Origin of the sequence: Streptomyces endophytica (assembly GCF_026153355.1) — a bacterium.
Taxonomy (GTDB): domain Bacteria; phylum Actinomycetota; class Actinomycetes; order Streptomycetales; family Streptomycetaceae; genus Streptomyces; species Streptomyces endophytica.
In genome coordinates this window covers 2,337,894-2,358,512 of sequence record NZ_CP110636.1, presented here as the reverse complement: position 1 = coordinate 2,358,512, position 20,619 = coordinate 2,337,894, and the positions used below count along the sequence as shown (strand labels likewise).

Here is a 20,619-nt window from a genome sequence, read left to right as displayed (position 1 = left end):
TGCCAAGCCGACGCGACCTACGCTTGCCAACAAGCGTTGACCAACATGCGTTGGCATAGGCCCAGGCGCACGCAAGAGGAGGCGGAAGCCATGGACGCCACGAACCGCACGGACCGGCCCGGCACCCAGGACCAGGGGCTCAGCACGGCCAGAAACGCCGAGGTCAGGGACGTGCCGGGAGCCCGCGCACACCTCGCGCCCAGCGCTGAGAGCGCGGACGCCGCAGAGCTGACGGACACCGCGGACGTCTTCGTCGTCGGTGCCGGGCCCACCGGGCTGCTGCTCGCCGGGGACCTCGCCGAGGCCGGCCTGTCCGTCACGCTTCTCGAACGCCGCGCCGACACGACCAGCAACCTCACCCGCGCCCTCGCCGTCCATGCGCGCACGCTCGAACAGCTCGACGCCCGCGGCCTGGCCGATGAGCTGGTCGCCGGCGGTCATCCGATCCCCCGCCTCCAGATGTTCGGCGAGGCCACTCTCGACCCCACCCAGCTCACCACCCGCTTCCCCTTCGTCCTGATCACTCCGCAGTTCGAGGTCGAGCAGCTGCTGGAGCGCCGCGCGCGGAAGGCCGGTGTGGTGTTCCGGTACGACTCGGAGGTGCTCGGCCTCGACCAGGACGAGGAGGGGGTGACGGTGAAGCTGCGCACCGCCGACGGCATCGGCAGCGCCCGCGCCGCCTACCTCGTCGGCACCGACGGCGTGCGCAGCACGATCCGGGAGGCCGTGGGCCTGCCCTTCCCCGGGAAGTCGGTGATCCGCTCGGTGATCCTCGCCGACGTCCGACTGGCCGAGGAGCCTCCCTCCCCCTTCATCGTCAACGCCATGGGTGAGGCCTTCGCGCTGATCGGCTCGTTCGGGGACGGCTGGTACCGCGTCATCGGCTGGAACCGCCAGCGCCAGGCCGACGACACCGCGCCCGCCGATCTCGACGAGGTCCGCGAGGTCACCCGGCTCGCGCTCGGTACGGACTACGGCATGCGGGACGCCCGCTGGATCTCCCGTTTCCACAGCGACGAACGCCAGGCCCCGCAGTACCGCGTCGGGCGGGTCTTCCTCGCCGGGGACGCCGCGCATGTCCACTCCCCCGCGGGCGGTCAGGGCATGAACACCGGTCTCCAGGACGCCGCCAACCTCGGCTGGAAGCTGGCCGCCGTGCTACGCGGCCACTCCCCCGAGTCCCTGCTGGACAGCTATCAGGCCGAGCGGCATCCGGTTGGCAAGTCGGTGCTGCGCAGCAGCGGCGCCATCCTGCGGTTGACCCTGCTGCACTCCACTCCCGGGCGTGCGGTCCGGGGAATCGCCGCGCGGGTCATCAACCATCTGAGGCCGGTGTCCCGCCGCGCGATACGCACGCTCTCCGGTATCGGCATCAGCTATCCGGCCGGGCCGGGTGCCCATCGGCTCGCCGGCCACCGCGCCCCGGACCTCCGCCTGGCCGGCGGCGGCCGGCTCTACGAACTCCTCCGCGAGGGGAAGTTCGTCCTCGTCACCCCCGCCGACGAGCCCACCGCCCCGCGTCCGGACGACGACCGCGTCCTCCCGGCCACCTGGGACAGCGGCCGCCGTACCGCCCTGCTGATACGCCCCGACGGCTACATCGCCTGGGCCACCGACTCCACGGCCCCCGCCGAGCGTGCCGCGGCCCTGCGCAGCGCGCTCATACGGTGGACCGGCGCCGCGCCGGCGAACGGCTGAGCGGGGCGGGCGGCTCCGCGGAGGCGAACGGTTGCGCGGAGGCCGAGGGTTGCGAGGAGGCCGACGGTTGCGAGGGTCGGATGGCCGCGAGGCGCGGGGCGGCGTGACGTCACAGGCAGGCGCGGGGCGGCGTGACGTCACAGGCAGGCGCGGGGCGGCGTGACGTCACAGGGAGGCGCGGGGCGGATCGGCTAAGTGGAGGCGGATGGTTGCGCGGGGGCGGACGGCGGCGCGGGGGGCGTCGGAGTTCGTCGTGGCTCAGCCCGATGCCAGCACATGGCGCAGATAGGCCCGCGGGTCGCTGAGGTATCGCCGCCAGTGGTCGACGAGGCCCAGCTCCGCCCATTCCACCGACCGCATGCCGTGCTCGCCGACCTCCACGATCTCCGCACCGGGGAGTGCCGTCAGCAGCGGTGAGTGGGTGGCACACACGACCTGGGCGCCTATCCGCGCCAACTCGTCCATCAGCCCGACCAGTTCCAGACAGGAGGAGAAGGACAGCGCCGCCTCCGGCTCGTCCATCACGTACAGCCCGCGCTCGGCGAACCGTTCACGGAAGGCCAGCAGGAAGCTCTCGCCGTGGCTCATCTCGTCCGGGGCCTGGGAGAGCCGCTGGGTGTTCCGCTCGCCGTTCAGTGCTTCCAGCGCTGTCTCGGCCCGGAGGAAGAAGCCGCGACGACGCGTCCGCGGCCCCCGCACCATCCGCCGCCCCTCCCGCGTCGGATCGAACCGAAGCCGACCGCCCAACAGAGAGGCCTCACGAGAGGAGGCGTATTTGTAGCCCGCCGACCCGCCGTACGAATCCAGACCGAAGCCTTCCGCCAGCGCCTCGGCCACCGTGGACTTCCCCGAACCGTTCTCGCCCACCAGGAAGGTGACGGGCGCGCGGAAGGTCAGCCCTTCGGCGGCCAGTTGCCGGACACAGGGCACCGTCCACGGCCAGCCGTCCTCGGCCGCCCCCGTCCCCGTCGGAAGGTCCAGATAGGCCCGTTCAATCAACATGATTCGAAGCTCTCATGCGCTACTGACAATCCCCTGGGGGCGCTCGGGGCGAAGTAGGCGAGGGGCGGGGCGGGGCGGGGCGGGGCGGGGTGGGAGCGGGTGGGGTGGGGCAGGGGGCCGGAGAGGCTCTCGCGCGTTGCTGAGGGTGTCCGGGCTTAGGCTCGCCGCATGCTCATTGCGCGTTCCGCTGCTCTGTTCGTCGTTGCCGCGCTGTTCGAGATCGGTGGGGCGTGGCTGGTGTGGCAGGGGGTCCGCGAACACCGTGGCTGGGCGTGGATCGGGGCCGGGGTGATCGCACTCGGGGTGTACGGCTTCGTGGCCACGCTCCAGCCCGACGCCCACTTCGGGCGCATCCTCGCCGCGTATGGCGGGGTCTTCGTCGCCGGATCGCTGGCCTGGGGAATGGTGGCCGACGGCTATCGCCCCGACCGGTGGGACGTCATCGGGGCGCTGATCTGCCTGGCCGGGATGGCAGTGATCATGTACGCCCCCAGGAGCCGCTGACCTTTCCGGCGACCGGCCGCCCGCACAGCCGGCTTTCCCCGGCTTCCACCGGCTCCCCCAGCTTTCCCCGACTTTCCCCGGCTCCCCGGCTCCCCGGCTCCCCGGCTCACCCAGCTTCCATCGGCTTTCCCCAGGTCCCCCAGCTTTCCCCCGGCTCCCCCAGCTTCCACCGACTTTTTCCGGCTCCCCGGCTCCCCCGGCGTCCGCCGTCTCCCCAACCGTCGGCCCCGCCGTCGGCCCCCCTCGGCCCCCCTCGGCCCCGCCGTCGGCCCCCACCGCCCTCCAACCACCGCCCTCCAATCACGGCCCTCCAACCACCCCGCCCAACCATTGATCAGGTGCTCATCAGTAATTGATCAGCGGTTGATCAGGGGCTGCATATCCTGGGCACACCGCGACCGCGGCCGGACCGCACAACGGTCATGCCGACGCGCACCGATCCGCCGTCCCGCGTCCCGCCGTCCCACCGGCTCCGAGGAGAGCGTCATGACCGCCGATGCCCGTAGCGCCGATGCCCGTAGCGCCCAGGCCCCCAGCGCCGAGGCCCGTACCGCCGTTGTCACCGGAGCGAGCAGCGGCATCGGGGCCGCGACCGCGCGGGCGCTGGCCGCCGCCGGTTACCGCGTCGTGCTCACCGCCCGCCGCAAGGACCGCATCGAAGCGCTCGCCGCCGAGCTGCCGAACGCCCAGGCCCATGCGCTGGACGTCACCGACCGGGCCGCCGTCGACGCCTTCGTGGCCTCGCTCGACGAGCTGCCGTCCGTCGACGTCCTGGTCAACAACGCCGGTGGTGCGTTCGGCGCGGAACCGGTGGCCACCGGGGATCCTGCCGACTGGCGCGCGATGTACGAGGTCAATGTGCTCGGCGTGCTCCACATGACCCAGGCGCTGCTGCCCAGGCTCACCGCCTCCGGGGACGGCACCGTGGTCGTGCTGTCCTCCACCGCGGGTCATGCCACATATGAGGGCGGCGGCGGTTATGTCGCGGCCAAGCACGGTGCGCATGTGATCGCCGAGACGCTGCGGCTGGAGCTGTGCGGTGAGCCGGTGCGGGTCATCGAGGTGGCCCCGGGGATGGTGAAGACCGACGAGTTCGCCACCACCCGTTTCCGCGGGGACGCCGAAAAGGCCGCCAAGGTCTACGAGGGTGTGGAGCAGCCGCTCAGCGCGGAGGACGTGGCCGACACCATCGCCTGGGCGATCACCCGCCCCTCCCACGTCAACATCGACCTGCTGGTGGTCCGGCCCCGCGCCCAGGCTTCCAACACCAAGGTGCACCGCACCCGCACCAACTGAGCGCCCAGCCAGCGCCGGCGCCCACCCCGCACCCCGCACCCCCAACCGCGACCGCGACCGCAACCGCAACCGCAACCGCGACCGCGACCGCGACCGCAGAACGAAGAGCCAAGAACGAAGAGCCAAGAACGAAGAACGAAGAACGAAGAGCGGCGTGGCGCACTCGCGCCACGCCGCCCCGCAAAAAGAGCCCCGAACCACCGACCCCGGGGAACCGACCCGGGGAACCGATCCGGGAAGCCCACCCCCGAGGAGCCGGCCCCGGCTTGCGGCCCTCAACCCTTCACGCACACCACCTGCTTGAGGTGCGCGACGACCTCCACCAGGTCGCGCTGCTGGTCGATGACCTTCTCGATCGGCTTGTAGGCGCCCGGGATCTCGTCGATCACCCCGGAGTCCTTGCGGCACTCCACGCCCCGCGTCTGCTCCGCCAGGTCGCGCGTCGTGAAGCGCTTCTTGGCAGCGTTCCGGCTCATCTTGCGGCCGGCGCCGTGCGAGGCGGAGTTGAAGGACGCCGGGTTGCCCAGGCCGCGGACGATGTACGAGCCGGTGCCCATCGAGCCGGGGATGATGCCGTACTCGCCACCGCCCGCCCGGATCGCGCCCTTGCGGGTCACCAGCAGGTCCATGCCGTCGTACTGCTCCTCCGCCACGTAGTTGTGGTGGCAGGAGATGACCTCGCCGAAGGTCACCTTGGCCTTCTTGAACTCCCGGCGGACGACGTCCTGGGTGAGCGCCATCATGATCTCGCGGTTGTGCTTGGCGTACTCCTGCGCCCAGAAGAGGTCGTTGCGGTACGCCGCCATCTGCGGGGTGTCCGCGATGAAGACGGCGAGGTCGCGGTCGACCAGGCCCTGGTTCTGCGGCAGCTTCTGGGCCACGCCCATGTGGTACTCGGCGAGTTCCTTGCCGATGTTGCGCGACCCGGAGTGCAGCATGATCCACACGGACTGGTCCTCGTCGATGCAGATCTCGTGGAAGTGGTTGCCGCCGCCGAGCGTTCCCATCTGCTTGACGGCCCGCTCGCGGCGGAACTTGACCGCGTCCGCCACCCCCTCGAACCGCGCCCAGAAGTCCTCCCAGCCGGCCGTCGGGAAACCGTGCAGCCGGCCGGGGGCGACCGGGTCGTCGTGCATGCCCCGGCCCACCGGAATGGCCTGCTCGATCTTCGAGCGCAGCCGGGACAGGTCGCCGGGCAGGTCGTTGGCGGTGAGCGAGGTCTTCACCGCGCTCATTCCGCAGCCGATGTCGACGCCGACCGCCGCCGGGCAGACCGCCCCGCGCATCGCGATCACCGAGCCGACCGTGGCGCCCTTGCCGTAGTGCACGTCGGGCATCACGGCCAGGCCCTTGATCCACGGGAGGGTGGCGACGTTGCGCAGTTGCTGCATCGCCACGTCCTCGACCGTGGCCGGGTCGGTCCACATCCGGATGGGCACCTGGGCGCCGGGTACCTCGACGTACGACATAACTTCCTCATTCCCCCGGAAAACTGAAAAACGCAAAAGCCGGACAAATTACCTGATCTTGGACGGTGAACCGGCGTGCGCGGCAAGACGTGCGATAGACATTGTGTCCATCGGCCGCCGCCGGGCGGCAACCACATTTTTCGAGGGAATTCGAGGGAAGGAGCCGCGAGCGATGCCCCGCAAACCGTTCGCACCCGGTGCCGCGCTGGTGGCCGTCGCGGCGCTGGCCGCCGGCCTCGCCGGCTGCACCGGCGGTCCCGGCACCGACGGTGACGCCGCCGACGCCAAGGGCGGCGACCCCGCCGCGACGAGCCAGTCCGCCGAACCGGGCCGCTACCAGACCCTCCCGGAGGCGTGCGGGCTGCCCTCGCGCAGCACCGTCCGCGCCATGCTGCCCGGCGACGGCCAGCACCTCTCCGGCACCGAGGCCGACAAGCTCTACGGCGGCCAGGCCGACATCACGTACGACACCGACCGCCGGGTCGGCTGCCACTGGACCCGCGAGACCGACGCGGGCACCCGCCATCTGAGCCTCGACATCCAGCGCGTGGTCTCGTACGACGCCGCCGTCAGCGATGACGACAAGGCGCAGGAGATCTACGACAGCAAGGAACTGGCCGCGCAGATCCCGTCCGGCGGCGGCGCCGGTTCCTCCCCCACCGCTCCCCCGTCGAAGGGCGCGAAGGGGACGAAGAGCACAGAAGACGCGAAGGACACGAAGAGCGCGAAGGGCGGAGCGACTGCCGCGGGGAAGAACCCCGAAAAGACCCCCTCGGGCGAGTCGGGAAAGGACGGCGCCACGGGCAAGCCCGGCGCCGGCGCGAGCGCGAACCCGAGCGGAGACCCGAGCGCGGCCTCGACCGCACCCTCGACCACCGACCCGAGTGCGAGCGGGGACGCCTCCACCGCGCCGCGCGTGCTCGACGGCCTGGCGGACGCGGCGTTCCTCAACGACAAGTTGATCACCGCGGACTCCGGTGTGCACCGCGATGTCACTGTGGTCTTTCGCACGTCGAACGTCATCGTGACGATCACCTACGACCAGTGGTCCACGGACAAGTCGATGTTGCCGGAGAGCCAGGAACTGCAGGACAAGGCCCGTTCGCTGGCCGATGAGCTGTCCGACCGCCTAGCCGAATAGCCCGAGTTGAGCGACTCGGGTCGATGGTCCCGGACATGGCCGTATGACCGTTTCGCTCCTTGTACTCATCGGTACGAAACGGTCACCCACCTCGCCGCGCCGCGTACCGTGCCCTCTAGCGAACCGACGACGCACGACGACTCACCACGCCGAACGCCGCACGGCGCCGACCCCACGGCGCCGACGCACGACGACGAACAGCGAAGGAACCATGCACCGTTCAGCCAAGCGCCTCGCCAGCCTCCTCACCTGCGCAGCAGTACCGGTGCTGCTCGTCGCCGGCTGCTCCGGCTCGGACAGCGGCAGCTCGGACTCCGGTTCCGGTGACGCCTCCTCCGCCGCGTCCAGCCACTCCGCCCAGCCGTCGCCGACCGTGGCGCCCGCGAAGTACAAGAAGCTGCCCAACCCCTGCTCGGCGTTCTCCAAGGACACCGTCAAGAAGCTGCTGCCCAAGGTGAAGGACGCCGCCGGGGACCAGGGCCAGTCCACGGACAACGCCTCGCACGGCACCTGCTCCTGGAGCAGCTCCGACGAGCACGGCGTCGACGGCACCCAGTTCCGCTGGCTGGACATCGGCTACCAGCGCTACGACTCGGACCCGGGCATCGGCTCCGGCGAGAAGCGCGCCACGGACTTCTACACCAAGCAGGTCAGCGACGCGAAGGCCGCCAAGGGCGCCAAGAAGCTCAAGGCCGCCCAGACCGGCGGCACCGGCGACGAGGCCACCGCGATCACCTACGACGTGAAGAAGGAGGGCAACGACTTCAAGAACACCACCATCGTCGCCCGCGCCTCCAACGTCGTCGTGACGATCAACTACAACGGCGCGGGCCTGGCCGGCGCCGACACCCCCAAGGGCGCCGACCTGCTGAAGAACGCCCAGGCCGCCGCCAAGGAAGCGGTCGCCGCCGCCCTCAAGGCGAACCACTGAGGTCGATCTGACGTCGATCTGACGTCGATCCGAGCTCGATCTGACATCGATCCGAGGTCGATCCAAGGTCGATTCGAGGTCGATCGGACATCGATCAGCCCCGCCGGGCACCTCCCGGCGGGGCCCCGCGGGCGGTGTGCCACGCTAGGCGCGCCATTTCGCCGAGCCGGGGAGGGACCGCGGGTGTCCGCGACGAAGACGGCGCAGTTGACTCGTACCCACCGCATCCTCATCGGTGTGGTCATCGCCGGTGCGGCGGTGATCGCAGGCATCGGCTTCGCCGGCTCCTACGCGGCGGTCCGCGAGTTGGCCATCAAGAAGGGCTTCGGGAACTTCTCCTACGTGTTCCCGATCGGCATCGACGCCGGTATCTGTGTCCTGCTCGCCCTGGACCTCCTCCTCACCTGGATCCGCATCCCGTTCCCGCTGCTGCGGCAGACGGCCTGGCTGCTGACGGCGGCGACGATCGCCTTCAACGGCGCGGCGGCCTGGCCCGACCCGCTGGGCGTGGGCATGCACGCGGTGATCCCGATCCTGTTCGTGGTCGCCGTCGAAGCCGCCCGGCACGCGATCGGCCGGATCGCCGACATCACCGCCGACAAGCACATGGAGGGTGTGCGCCTGACCCGCTGGCTGCTCGCGCCCGTCCCGACGTTCCTGTTGTGGCGGCGAATGAAGCTGTGGGAACTGCGGTCGTACGACGCGGTGATCAAGCTGGAGCAGGAACGGCTGGTGTACCAGGCACGCCTGCGTTCGCGCTTCGGGCGCGCCTGGCGCCGCAAGGCGCCCGTGGAGTCCCTGATGCCGCTGCGGCTCGCCCGGTACGGCGTACCGCTGGCCCAGACCGCCCCCGCGGGCCTCGCCGCGGCGGGCATCGAGCCGCAGTTGCTGCCGGCGCCGCGGCAGTCCGTGCAGCCGGCGCTGGAGCCGCAGGCCCAGGAGCCGGCCGGGGAGATGCCCGGCGAGCAGCTGCCCAACCAGTGGTTCGCGGCGTCGCCGCAGGTGGCGTACCAGGGGGACTACGACCCGGCGTACGTCCCGGAGCCGGAGCAGCAGCCCCCGTACGACGAGCAGCCCCCGTACGAGCAGCAGCAGATGCCGGCGGGCGAGCAGGTCCCGCAGGCCCCGGTGCCGGCGCCGCGCGCGCCGGAGCCCGAGCCGGCGCCGCAGGTCCCGGTGCCGAACGGGGCGGGCGGGACCCGTCCGCTCGGCAAGGGCATCGCGGAGGCGGACCCGCAGCCCGTCCAGGCTCCGGCGGCGGCCCTCCCCGACGAGGACGCCTACCAGGTGTTCCGGCGCTCGGTCGAAGGCGAGGGCATGCCGACGCCGGGGGCGTTCGCGGCGAACCTGGAGGCGCAGTACGGGATCCGGCTGCGGTCGCGGGAACTGAACCGCTACATGGACCAGTTCACCGACCGCCTCAACGCCGAGCTGATGGACGAGCACATCGCGTGACGCCTGAAGGCGAGCACCTCGCCTGACGCGCCCGCGGGCGAGCGCCTCGCCTGACGCGCCTACGCCCGCTCCGCCTTCCGCTTCTTGTCCATGTCGCCCCACACGGCAAGCGCCGCGCCGGCCAGGAACAGGCCGAGGTAGGCGACCGACGGCAGGTCGAACAGGTGGGCCAGCAGCCCCCAGGCACCGTCGAAGAACGTCTTGCCGATGAAGCCGAGCGCTCCCTGCAGCATGGCGATGAAGCCGATGATTCCCCTCATGGCACCAGCGTGACGGGTTCGGCCCCGGGGATCCTCCTCCCCGGGGCCGAACCCGTTCTCACCCTTGAGTCGCACCCGCCGACGCGGCGTCTACGACCAGGCGGCGCGGCGTCTACGACACCAGGCCGCGCCGTCAGCCGCCGAGCAGCTTGCGCACCCGGTCGGCGCCGACCGCCAGCAGCAGCGTGGGCAGCCGCGGGCCGGTGTCCCGGCCGACCAGCAGGTGGTAGAGCAGCGCGAAGAAGGCGCGCTGGGCGACCTTCAGCTCGGGCGTCGGCTTGGCGTCCGGGGCCAGGCCCGCCTGGACCTTCGGCACGCCGTAGACGAGCGTGGTCAGACCGTCCAGCGACCAGTGCTCGTCGAGGCCGTCGAGCAGCAGCCGCAGCGATTCGCGGCCCTGGTCGTCCAGCGAGGCCAGCAGCTCGGCGTCCGGCTCGTCGCGCACGATGGTGCGCTGGTCGGCCGGGACCTGGGTGTTGATCCAGTGCTCGGCCTTGTCGAGCCGGGGCCGGGTCTCGTCCAGGGACGTGACGGGGTTGGCCGGGTCCAGCTCGCCGAGGATCCGCAGGGTCTGCTCGTCGTGGCCGGCGGTGATGTCCGCGACGGAGGCGAGGGTGCGGTACGGCAGCGGGCGGGGCGTGCGGGGCAGCTCGCCGGCGGCGGTGCGGACCGCGCGGGAGTGGGCGGCCGCGTCGGCGGGCAGCGCGCTGCCGTCGGCGACCTTGGCCTCCAGCTTGTCCCACTCGTCGTAGAGCCGCTGGATCTCCTGGTCGAAGGCGATCTTGAAGGACTGGTTGGGCTTGCGGCGGGCGTACAGCCAGCGCAGCAGCGGCGCCTCCATGATCTGCAGCGCGTCACCCGGGGTCGGCACGCCGCCGCGCGACGAGGACATCTTGGCCATGCCGCTGATGCCGACGAAGGCGTACATCGGGCCGATCGGCTGGGCGCCGTCGAAGATCTCGCGGACGATCTGCCCGCCGACGACGAAGGACGAGCCGGGCGAGGAGTGGTCGACGCCGGACGGCTCGAAGACCACGCCCTCGTACGCCCAGCGCATCGGCCAGTCGACCTTCCAGACCAGCTTGCCGCGGTGGAACTCGCTCAGCCGGACCGTTTCCCCGAAGCCGCAGGCGGTGCAGGTGTAGGTCAGCTCGGTGGTCTCGTCGTCGTACGAGGTGACGGTGGTGAGGTCCTTCTCGCACTGCCCGCAGTACGGCTTGTACGGGAAGTAGCCCGCCGAGCCGCCGCTGCCGTCGTCCTCGCTGGCCGCGCCGGACCCCTCGGCCGCCTCCAGCTCCGCCTCGTCGACGGGCTTCTGCGACTTCTTCGCGGGGGCCTTCTTGGTGCGGTACTGGGCGAGGATCGCGTCGATGTCCGCGCGGTGCTTCATCGCGTGCAGGACCTGGTCGCGGTAGACACCCGAGGTGTACTGCGCGGTCTGGCTGATGCCGTCGTACTCGACGCCCAGCTCGGCCAGCGCCTCGGTCATGGCGGCCTTGAAGTGCTCCGCCCAGTTCGGGTACGCCGAGCCGGCCGGCGCCGGGACCGAGGTCAGCGGCTTGCCGATGTGCTCGGCCCAGGACTCGTCGACGCCCTCGACGCCGGCCGGGACCTTGCGGTAGCGGTCGTAGTCGTCCCAGGAGATGAGGTGCCGGACCTCGTGGCCACGGCGGCGGATCTCGTCGGCGACCAGGTGCGGGGTCATGACCTCGCGGAGGTTGCCGAGGTGGATCGGGCCGGAGGGGCTCAGGCCCGAGGCGCAGACGATGACCGGTGCGGAAGCACCGGACGCCGCTTTGCCGGGGGCGCGGCGCTCCGCCTCGGCAATGACCTCGTCCGCGAACCTGGAGACCCAGTCGGTCTCGGTGCTCTGCTGAGCCACGATCGGCCCTTCCTCTTCCTGGTGCTTCCTCGATTGCGCCGTCTTGCGCGTGCGACGCACAAAAGCCTGACGGTGCCATTGTCCCAGACGCCCGCCGTCCGGAAATTCAGTGGTAACGGCGTGGGATACTCAGTGGCAAACCCTTTCCCTTTCAAAGGAACGGCAGCTTCATGGCCTCGGTCCCTTCCCTCGCAGCTTCGGTCCACCAGCGCCTCGCGGACGCCCTCTCGGCAGCCCTGCCGGAGGCCGGCACCGCGGACCCGCTGCTGCGACGTAGCGACCGGGCCGACTTCCAGGCCAACGGCCTGCTGGCGCTGGCGAAGAAGCTGAAGGGCAACCCCCGGGAGCTGGCCACCAAGGTCGTCGACGCGATCGGCGAGAACGACCTCCTCAAGGAGGTCGAGGTCTCCGGCCCCGGCTTCCTGAACATCACGATCACCGACAAGGCGATCACCGAGACGCTCGCCGCCCGCGCCGCCGACGGTGACCGGCTCGGCGTGCCCCTGAAGGAGAAGCCGGGCGTCACGGTCATCGACTACGCCCAGCCGAACGTGGCGAAGGAGATGCACGTCGGGCACCTGCGCTCGGCGGTCATCGGCGACGCGCTGCGCCACATGCTGGACTTCACCGGCGAGCGGACGATCGGCCGGCACCACATCGGCGACTGGGGCACCCAGTTCGGCATGCTCATCCAGTACCTGATCGAGAACCCCGGCGAGCTGGCCCCGGCGGCCGACGTCGACGGCGAGCAGGCGATGAGCAACCTCAACCGGGTCTACAAGGCGTCGCGCGCGGTCTTCGACTCCGACGAGGAGTTCAAGGAGCGGGCCCGCAAGCGGGTCGTCGCCCTGCAGTCCGGCGACAAGGAGACCCTCGACCTGTGGCAGCGGTTCGTGGACGAGTCGAAGGTCTACTTCTACTCGGTCTTCGAGAAGCTGGACATGGAGATCCGCGACGACGAGATCGTCGGCGAGTCCGCGTACAACGACCTGATGCCGGAGACGGCGCGGCTCCTGGAGGAGTCGGGTGTCGCCGTGCGCTCGGACGGCGCGCTCGTCGTGTTCTTCGACGAGATCCGCGGCAAGGACGGCGAGCCGGTGCCGCTGATCGTGCAGAAGGCGGACGGCGGCTTCGGGTACGCGGCCTCCGACCTCTCGGCGATCCGTAACCGCGTCGTCGACCTGAACGCGACGACCCTCCTGTACGTCGTGGACGTGCGGCAGTCGCTGCACTTCAAGATGGTCTTCGAGGCGGCCCGCCGGATGGGCTGGCTCAGCGACGAGGTCACCGCGCACAACATGGGCTACGGCACGGTGCTCGGCGCGGACGGCAAGCCGTTCAAGACCCGCGCGGGCGAGACGGTCCGCCTGGAGGACCTCCTCGACGAGGCGGCCGAGCGGGCCACGGCGGTGGTGCGGGAGAAGGGCGAGCCGATCGGCCTGACCGAGCAGGAGATCACTGAGAACGGTGCGCAGGTGGGCATCGGCGCGGTGAAGTACGCGGACCTGTCGACGTCGCCGAGCCGGGACTACAAGTTCGACCTGGACCAGATGGTGTCGCTCAACGGCGACACGTCCGTCTACCTCCAGTACGCCTACGCCCGGATCCGCTCGATCTTCCGCAAGGCCGGCGACGCCCGCCCGGAGGCCCACCCGGAGCTGGCGCTGGCCCCCGCGGAGCGGGCGCTGGGCCTGCACCTCGACCAGTTCGGCGAGACCGTCATCGAGGCCGCCGCGTCGTACGAGCCGCACAAGGTCGCCGCGTACCTGTACGGCCTCGCCTCGCTGTTCACGACCTTCTACGACCAGTGCCCGGTCCTGAAGGCCGAGTCCGGCCCCGACCAGATGGCCAACCGCCTCTTCCTCTGCGACCTGACGGCCCGCACCCTCCACCAGGGCATGGCCCTCCTGGGGATCCGCACCCCCGAGCGCCTGTAGGTCCTTCCCACGTACCGGCTGTCCCGCCGCGGGGCGCTGCGCTTTGCGGCGCCTCCCACGTACCCGTCTTTCCCGCCGCGGGGCTTTCTCGCCGTTGCGCCTGGCGGCGGGCGTGGTGTTGTCGGGTGCGGTGCCGGCCCTCCAGACTTCGTCCTCCGGTCCAGCCCCTCCCGTGGTGGGGAGTTTCTCAGCTGGTCGGGGGTGGACCTGGCCTGTTGCCTGCGCGCATGTGGACGGTTACGTGCACCCCCACCGTCCTTCACTTTCCCCCTCCGGGAGGGGACGGGCCGGAGGGGCCGGTTGTGTGGACGTAAAGCGTCAGCAGTCCACACGACCGGCCCCGGAGGCCCGTCACCGCACCCAACACAACCCAGCCCGCCGCAGGCGCCACGGCGAGACGCCCCGCGGCGGGACGGCGAGGTACGTGGGAGGCGCCGCAAAGCGCGCAACGGCGAGACGCCCCGCGGCGCCGCAGACAGGTACGTGCGGGGCGCCGCAAAGCACGGGCTCAATGCCTGCGCAGCCGATGCGCGGCCTTCTCCTTCGCGTCCAGCCCGTGCCCGGCCGTCTTCTCGGCCTTGCCTTCGGCCTGCAGCTTGCGGTTGTGGGTCGCCTTGCCGACGACCTCCTTCATGGTGCCGATGACCTGGGCGCCCTTGGCCCGCATCGTGTCCTTGGCAGTCACGGTGACCCGCTCCTCGATCAGTCGCGGTCTTCGTCAACATCGAGTGCGTGCCCCGCAGGGGGCAGTCAAAACCTGACAAGCAAGACAAAGCTCCCGCCCCGGAACCCGGGGCGGGAGCTCGTTGAGGAGGGGGGCGGCGCCGGGCGCCTCACAGCCCCTGCGCGACCTCCGTCGCCCAGTACGTGAGGATCATGTTCGCGCCGGCCCGCTTGATGCCCGTCAGGGCCTCCATGATCGCCTTGTCGCGGTCGATCCAGCCCTTCTCGGCGGCCGCCTCGATCATCGCGTACTCGCCGGAGATCTGGTACGCGGCCACCGGCACGTCCACCGCGTCGGCGATCTTCGCCAGTACGTCCAGGTAGGGCAGCGCCGGCTTGACCATGACCATGTCGGCGCCCTCGTCCAGGTCGAGCGCCAGCTCGCGCAGCGACTCGCGGAGGTTGGCGGGGTCCTGCTGGTACGTCTTGCGGTCGCCCTTCAGCGACGAGCCCACCGCCTCGCGGAACGGGCCGTAGAACGCCGAGGAGTACTTCGCCGTGTAGGCGAGGATCGACACGTCCTCGTGGCCGGTCTGGTCCAGGGCGTCCCGGACCACGCCGACCTGGCCGTCCATCATGCCGCTGGGGCCCACGACGTGGACGCCCGCGTCGGCCTGGACCTGCGCCATCTCCGCGTAGCGCTCCAGCGTCGCGTCGTTGTCGACCCGCCCGGCGGCGTCCAGGACACCGCAGTGGCCGTGGTCGGTGTACTCGTCCAGGCACAGGTCCGACATGATCACCAGGTCGTCGCCGACCTCGGCCCGGACATCCCTGATGGCGACCTGCAGGATGCCGTCCGGGTCGGTGCCGGCGGTGCCCACGGCGTCCTTCTTCTCGTCCAGCGGCACGCCGAACAGCATGATCCCGGCGACGCCCGCCTCCACCGCCTCGACGGCGGCCTTGCGGAGGGTGTCCCGGGTGTGCTGGACGACCCCGGGCATCGCGGAGATCGGCGCCGGCTCGGCGATGCCCTCCCGGACGAACGCCGGGAGGATCAAGTCGGCCGGGTGCAGCCGGTACTCGGCGACCATCCGGCGCATCGCCGGGGTGGTGCGCAGCCGCCGCGGCCGCGCACCGGGGAAGCTTCCGTACTTCGTCATACCCACCACGCTACGCCCGCCCCGCACCCGCCTTTGCCGACGCGTCGTCGGCGGCCGGGGCGCCCCTCCCGGGCCCCAACGCGCCGCGCCCCGCGCCCGGATGACCGGGCACGGGGCGCGAAACGCTGCTGTCCGTACCGCCGTCAGCTGCGCGCCCGGCGGCGCGAGCCGGGCCGGCGCTCGCTGGGGCGGGTGACCGGGTCGCCGGCCTCGATCGCGGCGTCCCGGCGCGCCGCGCCGAAGTCCGCGAGCGCCTCGGCCAGCTTGTGCACCGACGGCTCCGGCGACATCACGTCGACGCGCAGCCCGTGCTCCTCGGCCGTCTTGGCGGTGGCCGGACCGATGCAGGCGATCACGGTCACGTTGTGCGGCTTGCCGGCGATGCCGACGAGGTTCCGCACGGTCGACGAGGAGGTGAAGAGCACGGCGTCGAAACCGCCGCCCTTGATCGCCTCGCGGGTCTCGGCCGGCGGCGGCGAGGCCCGCACGGTCCGGTAGGCGGTGACGTCGTCGACCTCCCAGCCCAGCTCGATCAGGCCGGCCACCAGCGTCTCGGTGGCGATGTCGGCCCGCGGGAGGAAGACCCGGTCGATCGGGTCGAAGACCGGGTCGTACGGCGGCCAGTCCTCCAGCAGACCGGCGGCCGACTGCTCACCCGACGGCACCAGGTCCGGCTTCACGCCGAAGGCGACCAGCGCCTTGGCGGTCTGCTCGCCCACCGCGGCGACCTTGATGCCCGCGAAGGCCCGGGCGTCGAGCCCGTACTCCTCGAACTTCTCACGGACGGCCTTGACGGCGTTGACCGACGTGAAGGCGATCCACTCGTAGCGGCCGGTGACCAGGCCCTTGACGGCGCGCTCCATCTGCTGCGGGGTGCGCGGCGGTTCGACGGCGATGGTCGGGACCTCGTGCGGCACCGCGCCGTACGAGACGAGCTGGTCGGAGAGCGACGCGGCCTGCTCCTTCGTCCGCGGTACGAGCACCCGCCAGCCGAACAGCGGCTTGGACTCGAACCACGAGAGCTGGTCGCGCTGCGCGGCGGCACTGCGCTCACCGACCACGGCTATGACCGGCTGGCCGCCGTCCGGCGACGGCAGCACCTTGGCGGCCTTCAGCACCTGGGCGACCGACCCGAGGGTGGCGGTCCAGGTGCGCTGGCGGGTGGTGGTGCCGGCGACGGTGACGGTCATCGGGGTGTCGGGCTTGCCCCCCGTGACCAGTTCGCCGGCGGCCGCGGCCACCGCGTCGAGGGTGGTGGAGACGACCGCGGTGGCGTCGCTGGTGCCCAGCTCCGACCAGCAGCGGTCATCGGCGCTGCGGGCGTCGACGAAGCGCACGTCGGTGCCCTCGGCGTCGCGCAGCGGCACACCGGCGTACGCGGGCACGCCGACGGCCGCGGCGATGCCGGGCACGACCTCGAAGACGATGCCCTCGGCGGCGCAGGCCAGCATCTCCTCGGCGACGTTCCCGTCCAGACCGGGGTCGCCGGTGACCGCCCGGACGACCCGCTTGCCCGCCCGGGCGGCCGCCATGACAAGATTGGCGGAGTCCCTAAGGGTGGGGATGTCGGCGGGGATTGACGCCTCGTCAGCTGACGCCTGCAGTGGTGTGTCCACCTGCGCGCGCGCATGTACACGCACGACGTCGAGCACCTGCGGGTCGGCGATCAGTACGTCCGCGGAGGCCAGGGCCTCCACGGCACGCAGCGTCAGCAGACCCGGGTCACCCGGCCCGGCACCCAGGAAGGTGACCTGACCGGAGGCGGAGTGGTTCGGGGCGGTGGGGTTCAAAGTGCTCGCTCCCCCATAAGACCGGCCGCACCCTTGGCGAGCATCTCGGCGGCGAGTTCGCGGCCCAGCTGCTGCGGGACCGACGTCTCGTCGGGAGAGGCGGGTACGTGCGCGGTGGTGGACAGTTGCACCAGCGTGCTGCCGTCGGTCGTGCCGACGACACCACGCAGATGCAATTCGGTGACAGCCTGCTCGCCGGCCTCGGGGCCTCCCCTGCTCGACCGAAGTCGAGAGCTTGGGGAAAGGTCGGCCAGCGCCCCGACGGGTGCGGAACAGCCGGCCTCCAGGGCGGCGAGCAGGGAACGCTCGGCGGTCACGGCGGCCCGGGTGTCCGGGTCGTCGAGCTCGGCGAGCGTGGCGACGAGCGCAGCGTCTTGGGCGGTGTGCCCCGCCCTGCACTCGATCGCCAGTGCCCCCTGGCCGGGGGCGGGCAGAACCACGTCGGGCGACAGCAGCTGCGCCGCCTCGTCGATCCGGCCGATGCGGGTGAGGCCGGCCGCGGCCAGCACGACCGCGTCCAGTTCGCCCTTCTCGACGAAACCGATGCGGGTGTCGATGTTCCCGCGTATCGGCACCGTCTCGATGTGCCGGCCCAGCGCGCGGGCCCACGCGTTGAGCTGCGCCATCCGCCGGGGGGAGCCGGTGCCGATGCGGGCGACGCGGTCCGGGTCGGCGGTGAGCTCCTCGAAGGTGAGCCGGTCCCGGGCGATCAGCGCGTCACGGGGGTCTTCCCGTACGGGGATCGCGGCCAGGGTGAGCGACTCGGGCTGCGCGGTGGGCAGGTCCTTGAGCGAGTGGACGGCGAAGTCGATGTCCCCGGCGAGCAGCGCGTCGCGCAGCGCGGAGACGAAGACGCCGGTGCCGCCGATCTGCGCGAGGTGCTCGCGGGAGGTGTCGCCGTACGTGGTGATCTCCACCAGTTCGACGGGGCGGCCGGTGAGCTCGCGCACCGCCTCGGCGACCTGCCCGGACTGGGCCATGGCGAGCGCACTGCGGCGGGTGCCCAGCCGCAGTGGTCTGTTGGTGCTGTCTTTCATGCCCGCTCCCGTGCTTCATGACTGCCGCCGCGGGTATCGGCCCGGCTGACGGCGGCGACAGTCTGGGGGTCGAGATCGAAGAGTTCGCGCAACGCGTCCGCGTACCCGGCGCCGCCGGGTTCGCTGGCGAGCTGCTTGACCCGCACGGTGGGCGCGTGCAGGAGCTTGTCGACGACGCGGCGCACGGTCTGGGTGATCTCGGCGCGCTGCTTGTCGTCCAGGTCGGGGAGGCGGCCGTCGAGCCGGGCGATCTCGCTCGTGACGACGTCCGCGGCCATGGTGCGCAGGGCGACCACGGTGGGGGTGATGTGCGCGGCCCGCTGGGCGGCGCCGAAGGCGGCGACCTCGTCGGAGACGATGCCGCGCACCTTGTCCACGTCGGCCGCCATCGGAGCGTCCGCGGAGGCGTCGGCCAGCGACTCGATGTCGACGAGGTGGGCGCCCTCGATGCGGTGGACCGCGGCGTCGATGTCGCGCGGCATGGCGAGGTCGAGCAGTGCCAGCGGCGCGGTGCGGCCGGCGCGGGCGGCGGCGACCGTCTCGCCGGTGAGGACCAGCCCGGTCGCGCCGGTACAGGACACCACGATGTCGGCGAGCGCGAGCTCGTCCTCGACGCCGGCCATCGCCACCGCGCGGGCGGTCAGGCCTCCCCCAAGTTCTCGGCTCCGCTCGAACAGGGCGGCACCCCCACGCGCACCGGGCCCGCCGGGCTCGGTGAGGATGGCCACCAGCCGCTCGGCGCGCGCGACGGTGCGGTTGGCGACCGCCAGCTCGCCGATGCCGTTGCGGACGAGGGTGGTGGCGGCCAGCGACGACATGGAGCCGGCGCCGATGACCAGCGCCCGCTTGCCGTGCGCCCAGCCCTCGACGGCCCGGCCGGCCGCGAGCTGCTCCAGGCCGAAGGTGACCAGCGACTGGCCGGCCTTGTCGATGCCGGTCTCGCTGTGGGCACGCTTGCCGACCCGCAGGGCCTGCTGGAAGAGGTCGTTGAGCAGCCGTCCGGCGGTGTGCTGTTCCTGCGCGACGGCCAGCGCGTCCTTGATCTGCCCGAGGATCTGGCCCTCGCCGACGACCATCGAGTCCAGGCCGCAGGCCACCGAGAAGAGGTGGTGGACGGCCCGGTCCTCGTAGTGGACGTAGAGGTAGGGGGTCAGCTCCTCCAGGCCGACGCCGCTGTGGCGGGCCAGGAGGGTGGACAGCTCGGCGACACCGGCGTGGAACTTGTCCACGTCCGCGTAGAGCTCGATGCGGTTGCAGGTGGACAGCACCGCGGACTCGGTGACCGGCTCGGCCGACACCGCGTCCTGCAGCAGCTTGCCGCGTGCTTCCGGGGCGAGCGCGGCCCGCTCCAGCACGCTCACCGGCGCACTGCGGTGGCTCAGTCCGACAACAAGAAGGCTCATGCCGGCATCACGGCGGGCACGTCCCCGTCAGGTCCCTTGCGGTCGGTCGCGGCGGCGGCTTCGGCCGCGGCCGCGACGGCGGCGGCACGGCCGGAGGGGGCCGGGGCACCGCCCTCGGGGGTTTCCTCGCCCGCCTTGCGCTGCTCGTGGAAGGCGAGGATCTGCAGTTCTATCGACAGGTCGACCTTGCGGACGTCGACCCCGTCGGGGACGGTCAGCACGGTCGGGGCGAAGTTGAGGATCGAGGTGACGCCGGCCGCGACCAGGCGGTCGCAGACCTGCTGGGCGGCACCGGCCGGCGTGGCGATCACGCCGATCGAGACGCCGTTGCTCTCGATGATGTGCTCCAGCTCGTCGGTGTGCTGGACCGCGATGCCGGCGACCGGCTTGCCGGCCATGGCCGGGTCGGCGTCGATCAGCGCGGCGACCCGGAAGCCGCGGGAGGCGAAGCCGCCGTAGTTGGCGAGGGCCGCGCCGAGGTTACCGATACCGACGATGACAACCGGCCAGTCCTGGGTCAGGCCCAGCTCGCGCGAGATCTGGTAGACCAGGTACTCCACGTCGTAGCCCACGCCGCGGGTTCCGTAGGAGCCGAGGTAGGAGAAGTCCTTGCGGAGCTTGGCGGAGTTGACCCCCGCCGCGGCCGCGAGTTCCTCGGACGAGACCGTGGGCACCGAACGCTCGGAGAGCGCGGTCAGTGCGCGCAAATACAACGGAAGCCGGGCGACGGTGGCCTCGGGGATGCCTCGGCTTCGGGTCGCCGGTCGGTGAGTTCGGCCAGTTGCCACGGTGCTCCTGCGGGTAGAGCGGGGCTGCGGGCGACCGTATGGAACCCGACCGCCCTGTCTACTGCAGGCTATGTCTTTGTGAACGCGTGCACAAAGATGGTGTCCGCTTTGTCCGGCCAAAGTGATGGGGGTCACGCGCCCTTTCCGGCCCTCCGTGGAACCAACTCCCACGTCGCACCGTTCACTCGCACCACCCGCGCAAC

Annotated in this window: 17 protein-coding genes; 7 read left to right on the top strand and 10 right to left on the bottom strand. The window is 71.5% G+C overall.

The genetic code is table 11. The features are described 5' to 3' along the window. Positions 1 to 90 precede the first annotated feature (90 nt). Entirely contained in the window at positions 91 to 1,698 is a 1,608-nt protein-coding gene (locus OJ254_RS10610) for an FAD-dependent oxidoreductase (RefSeq protein WP_265362145.1), read from the top strand. Positions 1,699 to 1,956: 258 nt separating this feature from the next. Here the strand turns inward: OJ254_RS10610 and OJ254_RS10605 are convergent, their stop codons facing one another. After that, the gene (locus OJ254_RS10605) at positions 1,957 to 2,700 is read right to left on the bottom strand and encodes an AAA family ATPase (RefSeq protein WP_265362144.1); all 744 of its coding nucleotides are present in this window, start codon (positions 2,698 to 2,700) and stop codon (positions 1,957 to 1,959) included. A gap of 168 nt (positions 2,701 to 2,868) precedes the next feature. Between OJ254_RS10605 and OJ254_RS10600 the strand changes: the two genes are divergently transcribed. Beyond that, complete coding sequence (locus tag OJ254_RS10600) at positions 2,869 to 3,204, top strand: YnfA family protein (protein WP_265362143.1); 336 nt, start codon at positions 2,869 to 2,871, stop codon at positions 3,202 to 3,204. A gap of 486 nt (positions 3,205 to 3,690) precedes the next feature. Further along, the gene (locus OJ254_RS10595; protein WP_265362142.1) at positions 3,691 to 4,500 is read left to right on the top strand and encodes an SDR family NAD(P)-dependent oxidoreductase; all 810 of its coding nucleotides are present in this window, start codon (positions 3,691 to 3,693) and stop codon (positions 4,498 to 4,500) included. A gap of 275 nt (positions 4,501 to 4,775) precedes the next feature. Here OJ254_RS10595 and OJ254_RS10590 read toward each other — a convergent pair whose 3' ends face one another. Then, on the bottom strand, positions 4,776 to 5,969 hold the full coding sequence (locus OJ254_RS10590; protein ID WP_265362141.1) for an RtcB family protein: 1,194 nt from the start codon (positions 5,967 to 5,969) through the stop codon (positions 4,776 to 4,778). Positions 5,970 to 6,141: 172 nt separating this feature from the next. Between OJ254_RS10590 and OJ254_RS10585 the strand changes: the two genes are divergently transcribed. The 3 genes from OJ254_RS10585 (at position 6,142) to OJ254_RS10575 (ending at position 9,496) form a co-directional block, all read left to right on the top strand. Continuing rightward, the gene (locus OJ254_RS10585) at positions 6,142 to 7,110 is read left to right on the top strand and encodes a hypothetical protein (RefSeq protein ID WP_265362140.1); all 969 of its coding nucleotides are present in this window, start codon (positions 6,142 to 6,144) and stop codon (positions 7,108 to 7,110) included. Positions 7,111 to 7,321: 211 nt separating this feature from the next. Beyond that, a complete protein-coding gene (locus tag OJ254_RS10580; RefSeq protein WP_265362139.1) occupies positions 7,322 to 8,041 on the top strand; it encodes a DUF3558 family protein in 720 nt (239 codons plus the stop codon). Between the two features lie 183 nt (positions 8,042 to 8,224). Then, on the top strand, positions 8,225 to 9,496 hold the full coding sequence (locus OJ254_RS10575; protein WP_265362138.1) for a DUF2637 domain-containing protein: 1,272 nt from the start codon (positions 8,225 to 8,227) through the stop codon (positions 9,494 to 9,496). A 59-nt stretch (positions 9,497 to 9,555) separates the two neighbouring features. Here the strand turns inward: OJ254_RS10575 and OJ254_RS10570 are convergent, their stop codons facing one another. Next, positions 9,556 to 9,756, bottom strand: a complete 201-nt coding sequence (locus OJ254_RS10570) for a hypothetical protein (protein ID WP_265362137.1) — start codon at positions 9,754 to 9,756, stop codon at positions 9,556 to 9,558. A 133-nt stretch (positions 9,757 to 9,889) separates the two neighbouring features. Continuing rightward, positions 9,890 to 11,638: a lysine--tRNA ligase gene (gene lysS, locus OJ254_RS10565; protein ID WP_261956947.1), complete on the bottom strand. Its 1,749-nt coding sequence runs from the start codon at positions 11,636 to 11,638 to the stop codon at positions 9,890 to 9,892. Positions 11,639 to 11,808: 170 nt separating this feature from the next. On the opposite strand from lysS, the gene argS reads away from it, so the two are divergent. Continuing rightward, positions 11,809 to 13,575, top strand: coding sequence for an arginine--tRNA ligase (gene argS, locus OJ254_RS10560; RefSeq protein ID WP_265362136.1), 1,767 nt, complete (start codon positions 11,809 to 11,811; stop codon positions 13,573 to 13,575). Positions 13,576 to 14,083: 508 nt separating this feature from the next. Here argS and OJ254_RS10555 read toward each other — a convergent pair. The 6 genes from OJ254_RS10555 to OJ254_RS10530 form a co-directional block, all read right to left on the bottom strand. Continuing rightward, positions 14,084 to 14,260 carry a CsbD family protein gene (locus OJ254_RS10555; protein ID WP_261956945.1) on the bottom strand — a complete coding sequence of 59 codons (177 nt, stop codon included), beginning with the start codon at positions 14,258 to 14,260 and terminating at the stop codon, positions 14,084 to 14,086. A gap of 148 nt (positions 14,261 to 14,408) precedes the next feature. Then, positions 14,409 to 15,398 carry a porphobilinogen synthase gene (hemB, locus tag OJ254_RS10550; RefSeq protein WP_265362135.1) on the bottom strand — a complete coding sequence of 330 codons (990 nt, stop codon included), beginning with the start codon at positions 15,396 to 15,398 and terminating at the stop codon, positions 14,409 to 14,411. Positions 15,399 to 15,541: 143 nt separating this feature from the next. Further along, positions 15,542 to 17,188 (bottom strand): bifunctional uroporphyrinogen-III C-methyltransferase/uroporphyrinogen-III synthase, encoded by a 1,647-nt coding sequence (locus tag OJ254_RS10545; protein ID WP_265362134.1) that lies wholly within the window; start codon positions 17,186 to 17,188, stop codon positions 15,542 to 15,544. Beyond that, positions 17,185 to 18,225, bottom strand: coding sequence for a hydroxymethylbilane synthase (gene hemC / locus OJ254_RS10540; protein ID WP_265362133.1), 1,041 nt, complete (start codon positions 18,223 to 18,225; stop codon positions 17,185 to 17,187). Before hemC ends, OJ254_RS10545 begins: the two co-directional genes overlap by 4 nt. Further along, complete coding sequence (locus OJ254_RS10535; RefSeq protein WP_265362132.1) at positions 18,222 to 19,628, bottom strand: glutamyl-tRNA reductase; 1,407 nt, start codon at positions 19,626 to 19,628, stop codon at positions 18,222 to 18,224. The genes hemC and OJ254_RS10535 overlap by 4 nt, the downstream gene beginning before the upstream one ends. After that, positions 19,625 to 20,416 (bottom strand): redox-sensing transcriptional repressor Rex, encoded by a 792-nt coding sequence (locus tag OJ254_RS10530; protein WP_265362131.1) that lies wholly within the window; start codon positions 20,414 to 20,416, stop codon positions 19,625 to 19,627. Before OJ254_RS10530 ends, OJ254_RS10535 begins: the two co-directional genes overlap by 4 nt. Positions 20,417 to 20,619 lie beyond the last annotated feature (203 nt).

Coding starts and splice junctions, on each gene's coding strand:
- OJ254_RS10580 (WP_265362139.1), top strand. CDS start 7,322: ATGCACCGTTCAGCCAAGCGCCTCGCCAGCCTCCTCACCTGCGCAGCA.
- OJ254_RS10590 (WP_265362141.1), bottom strand. CDS start 5,969: ATGTCGTACGTCGAGGTACCCGGCGCCCAGGTGCCCATCCGGATGTGG.
- hemB (WP_265362135.1), bottom strand. CDS start 15,398: ATGACGAAGTACGGAAGCTTCCCCGGTGCGCGGCCGCGGCGGCTGCGC.
- OJ254_RS10605 (WP_265362144.1), bottom strand. CDS start 2,700: ATGTTGATTGAACGGGCCTATCTGGACCTTCCGACGGGGACGGGGGCG.
- OJ254_RS10600 (WP_265362143.1), top strand. CDS start 2,869: ATGCTCATTGCGCGTTCCGCTGCTCTGTTCGTCGTTGCCGCGCTGTTC.
- hemC (WP_265362133.1), bottom strand. CDS start 18,225: ATGAAAGACAGCACCAACAGACCACTGCGGCTGGGCACCCGCCGCAGT.
- OJ254_RS10535 (WP_265362132.1), bottom strand. CDS start 19,628: ATGAGCCTTCTTGTTGTCGGACTGAGCCACCGCAGTGCGCCGGTGAGC.
- OJ254_RS10610 (WP_265362145.1), top strand. CDS start 91: ATGGACGCCACGAACCGCACGGACCGGCCCGGCACCCAGGACCAGGGG.
- OJ254_RS10595 (WP_265362142.1), top strand. CDS start 3,691: ATGACCGCCGATGCCCGTAGCGCCGATGCCCGTAGCGCCCAGGCCCCC.
- OJ254_RS10585 (WP_265362140.1), top strand. CDS start 6,142: ATGCCCCGCAAACCGTTCGCACCCGGTGCCGCGCTGGTGGCCGTCGCG.
- argS (WP_265362136.1), top strand. CDS start 11,809: ATGGCCTCGGTCCCTTCCCTCGCAGCTTCGGTCCACCAGCGCCTCGCG.
- OJ254_RS10570 (WP_265362137.1), bottom strand. CDS start 9,756: ATGAGGGGAATCATCGGCTTCATCGCCATGCTGCAGGGAGCGCTCGGC.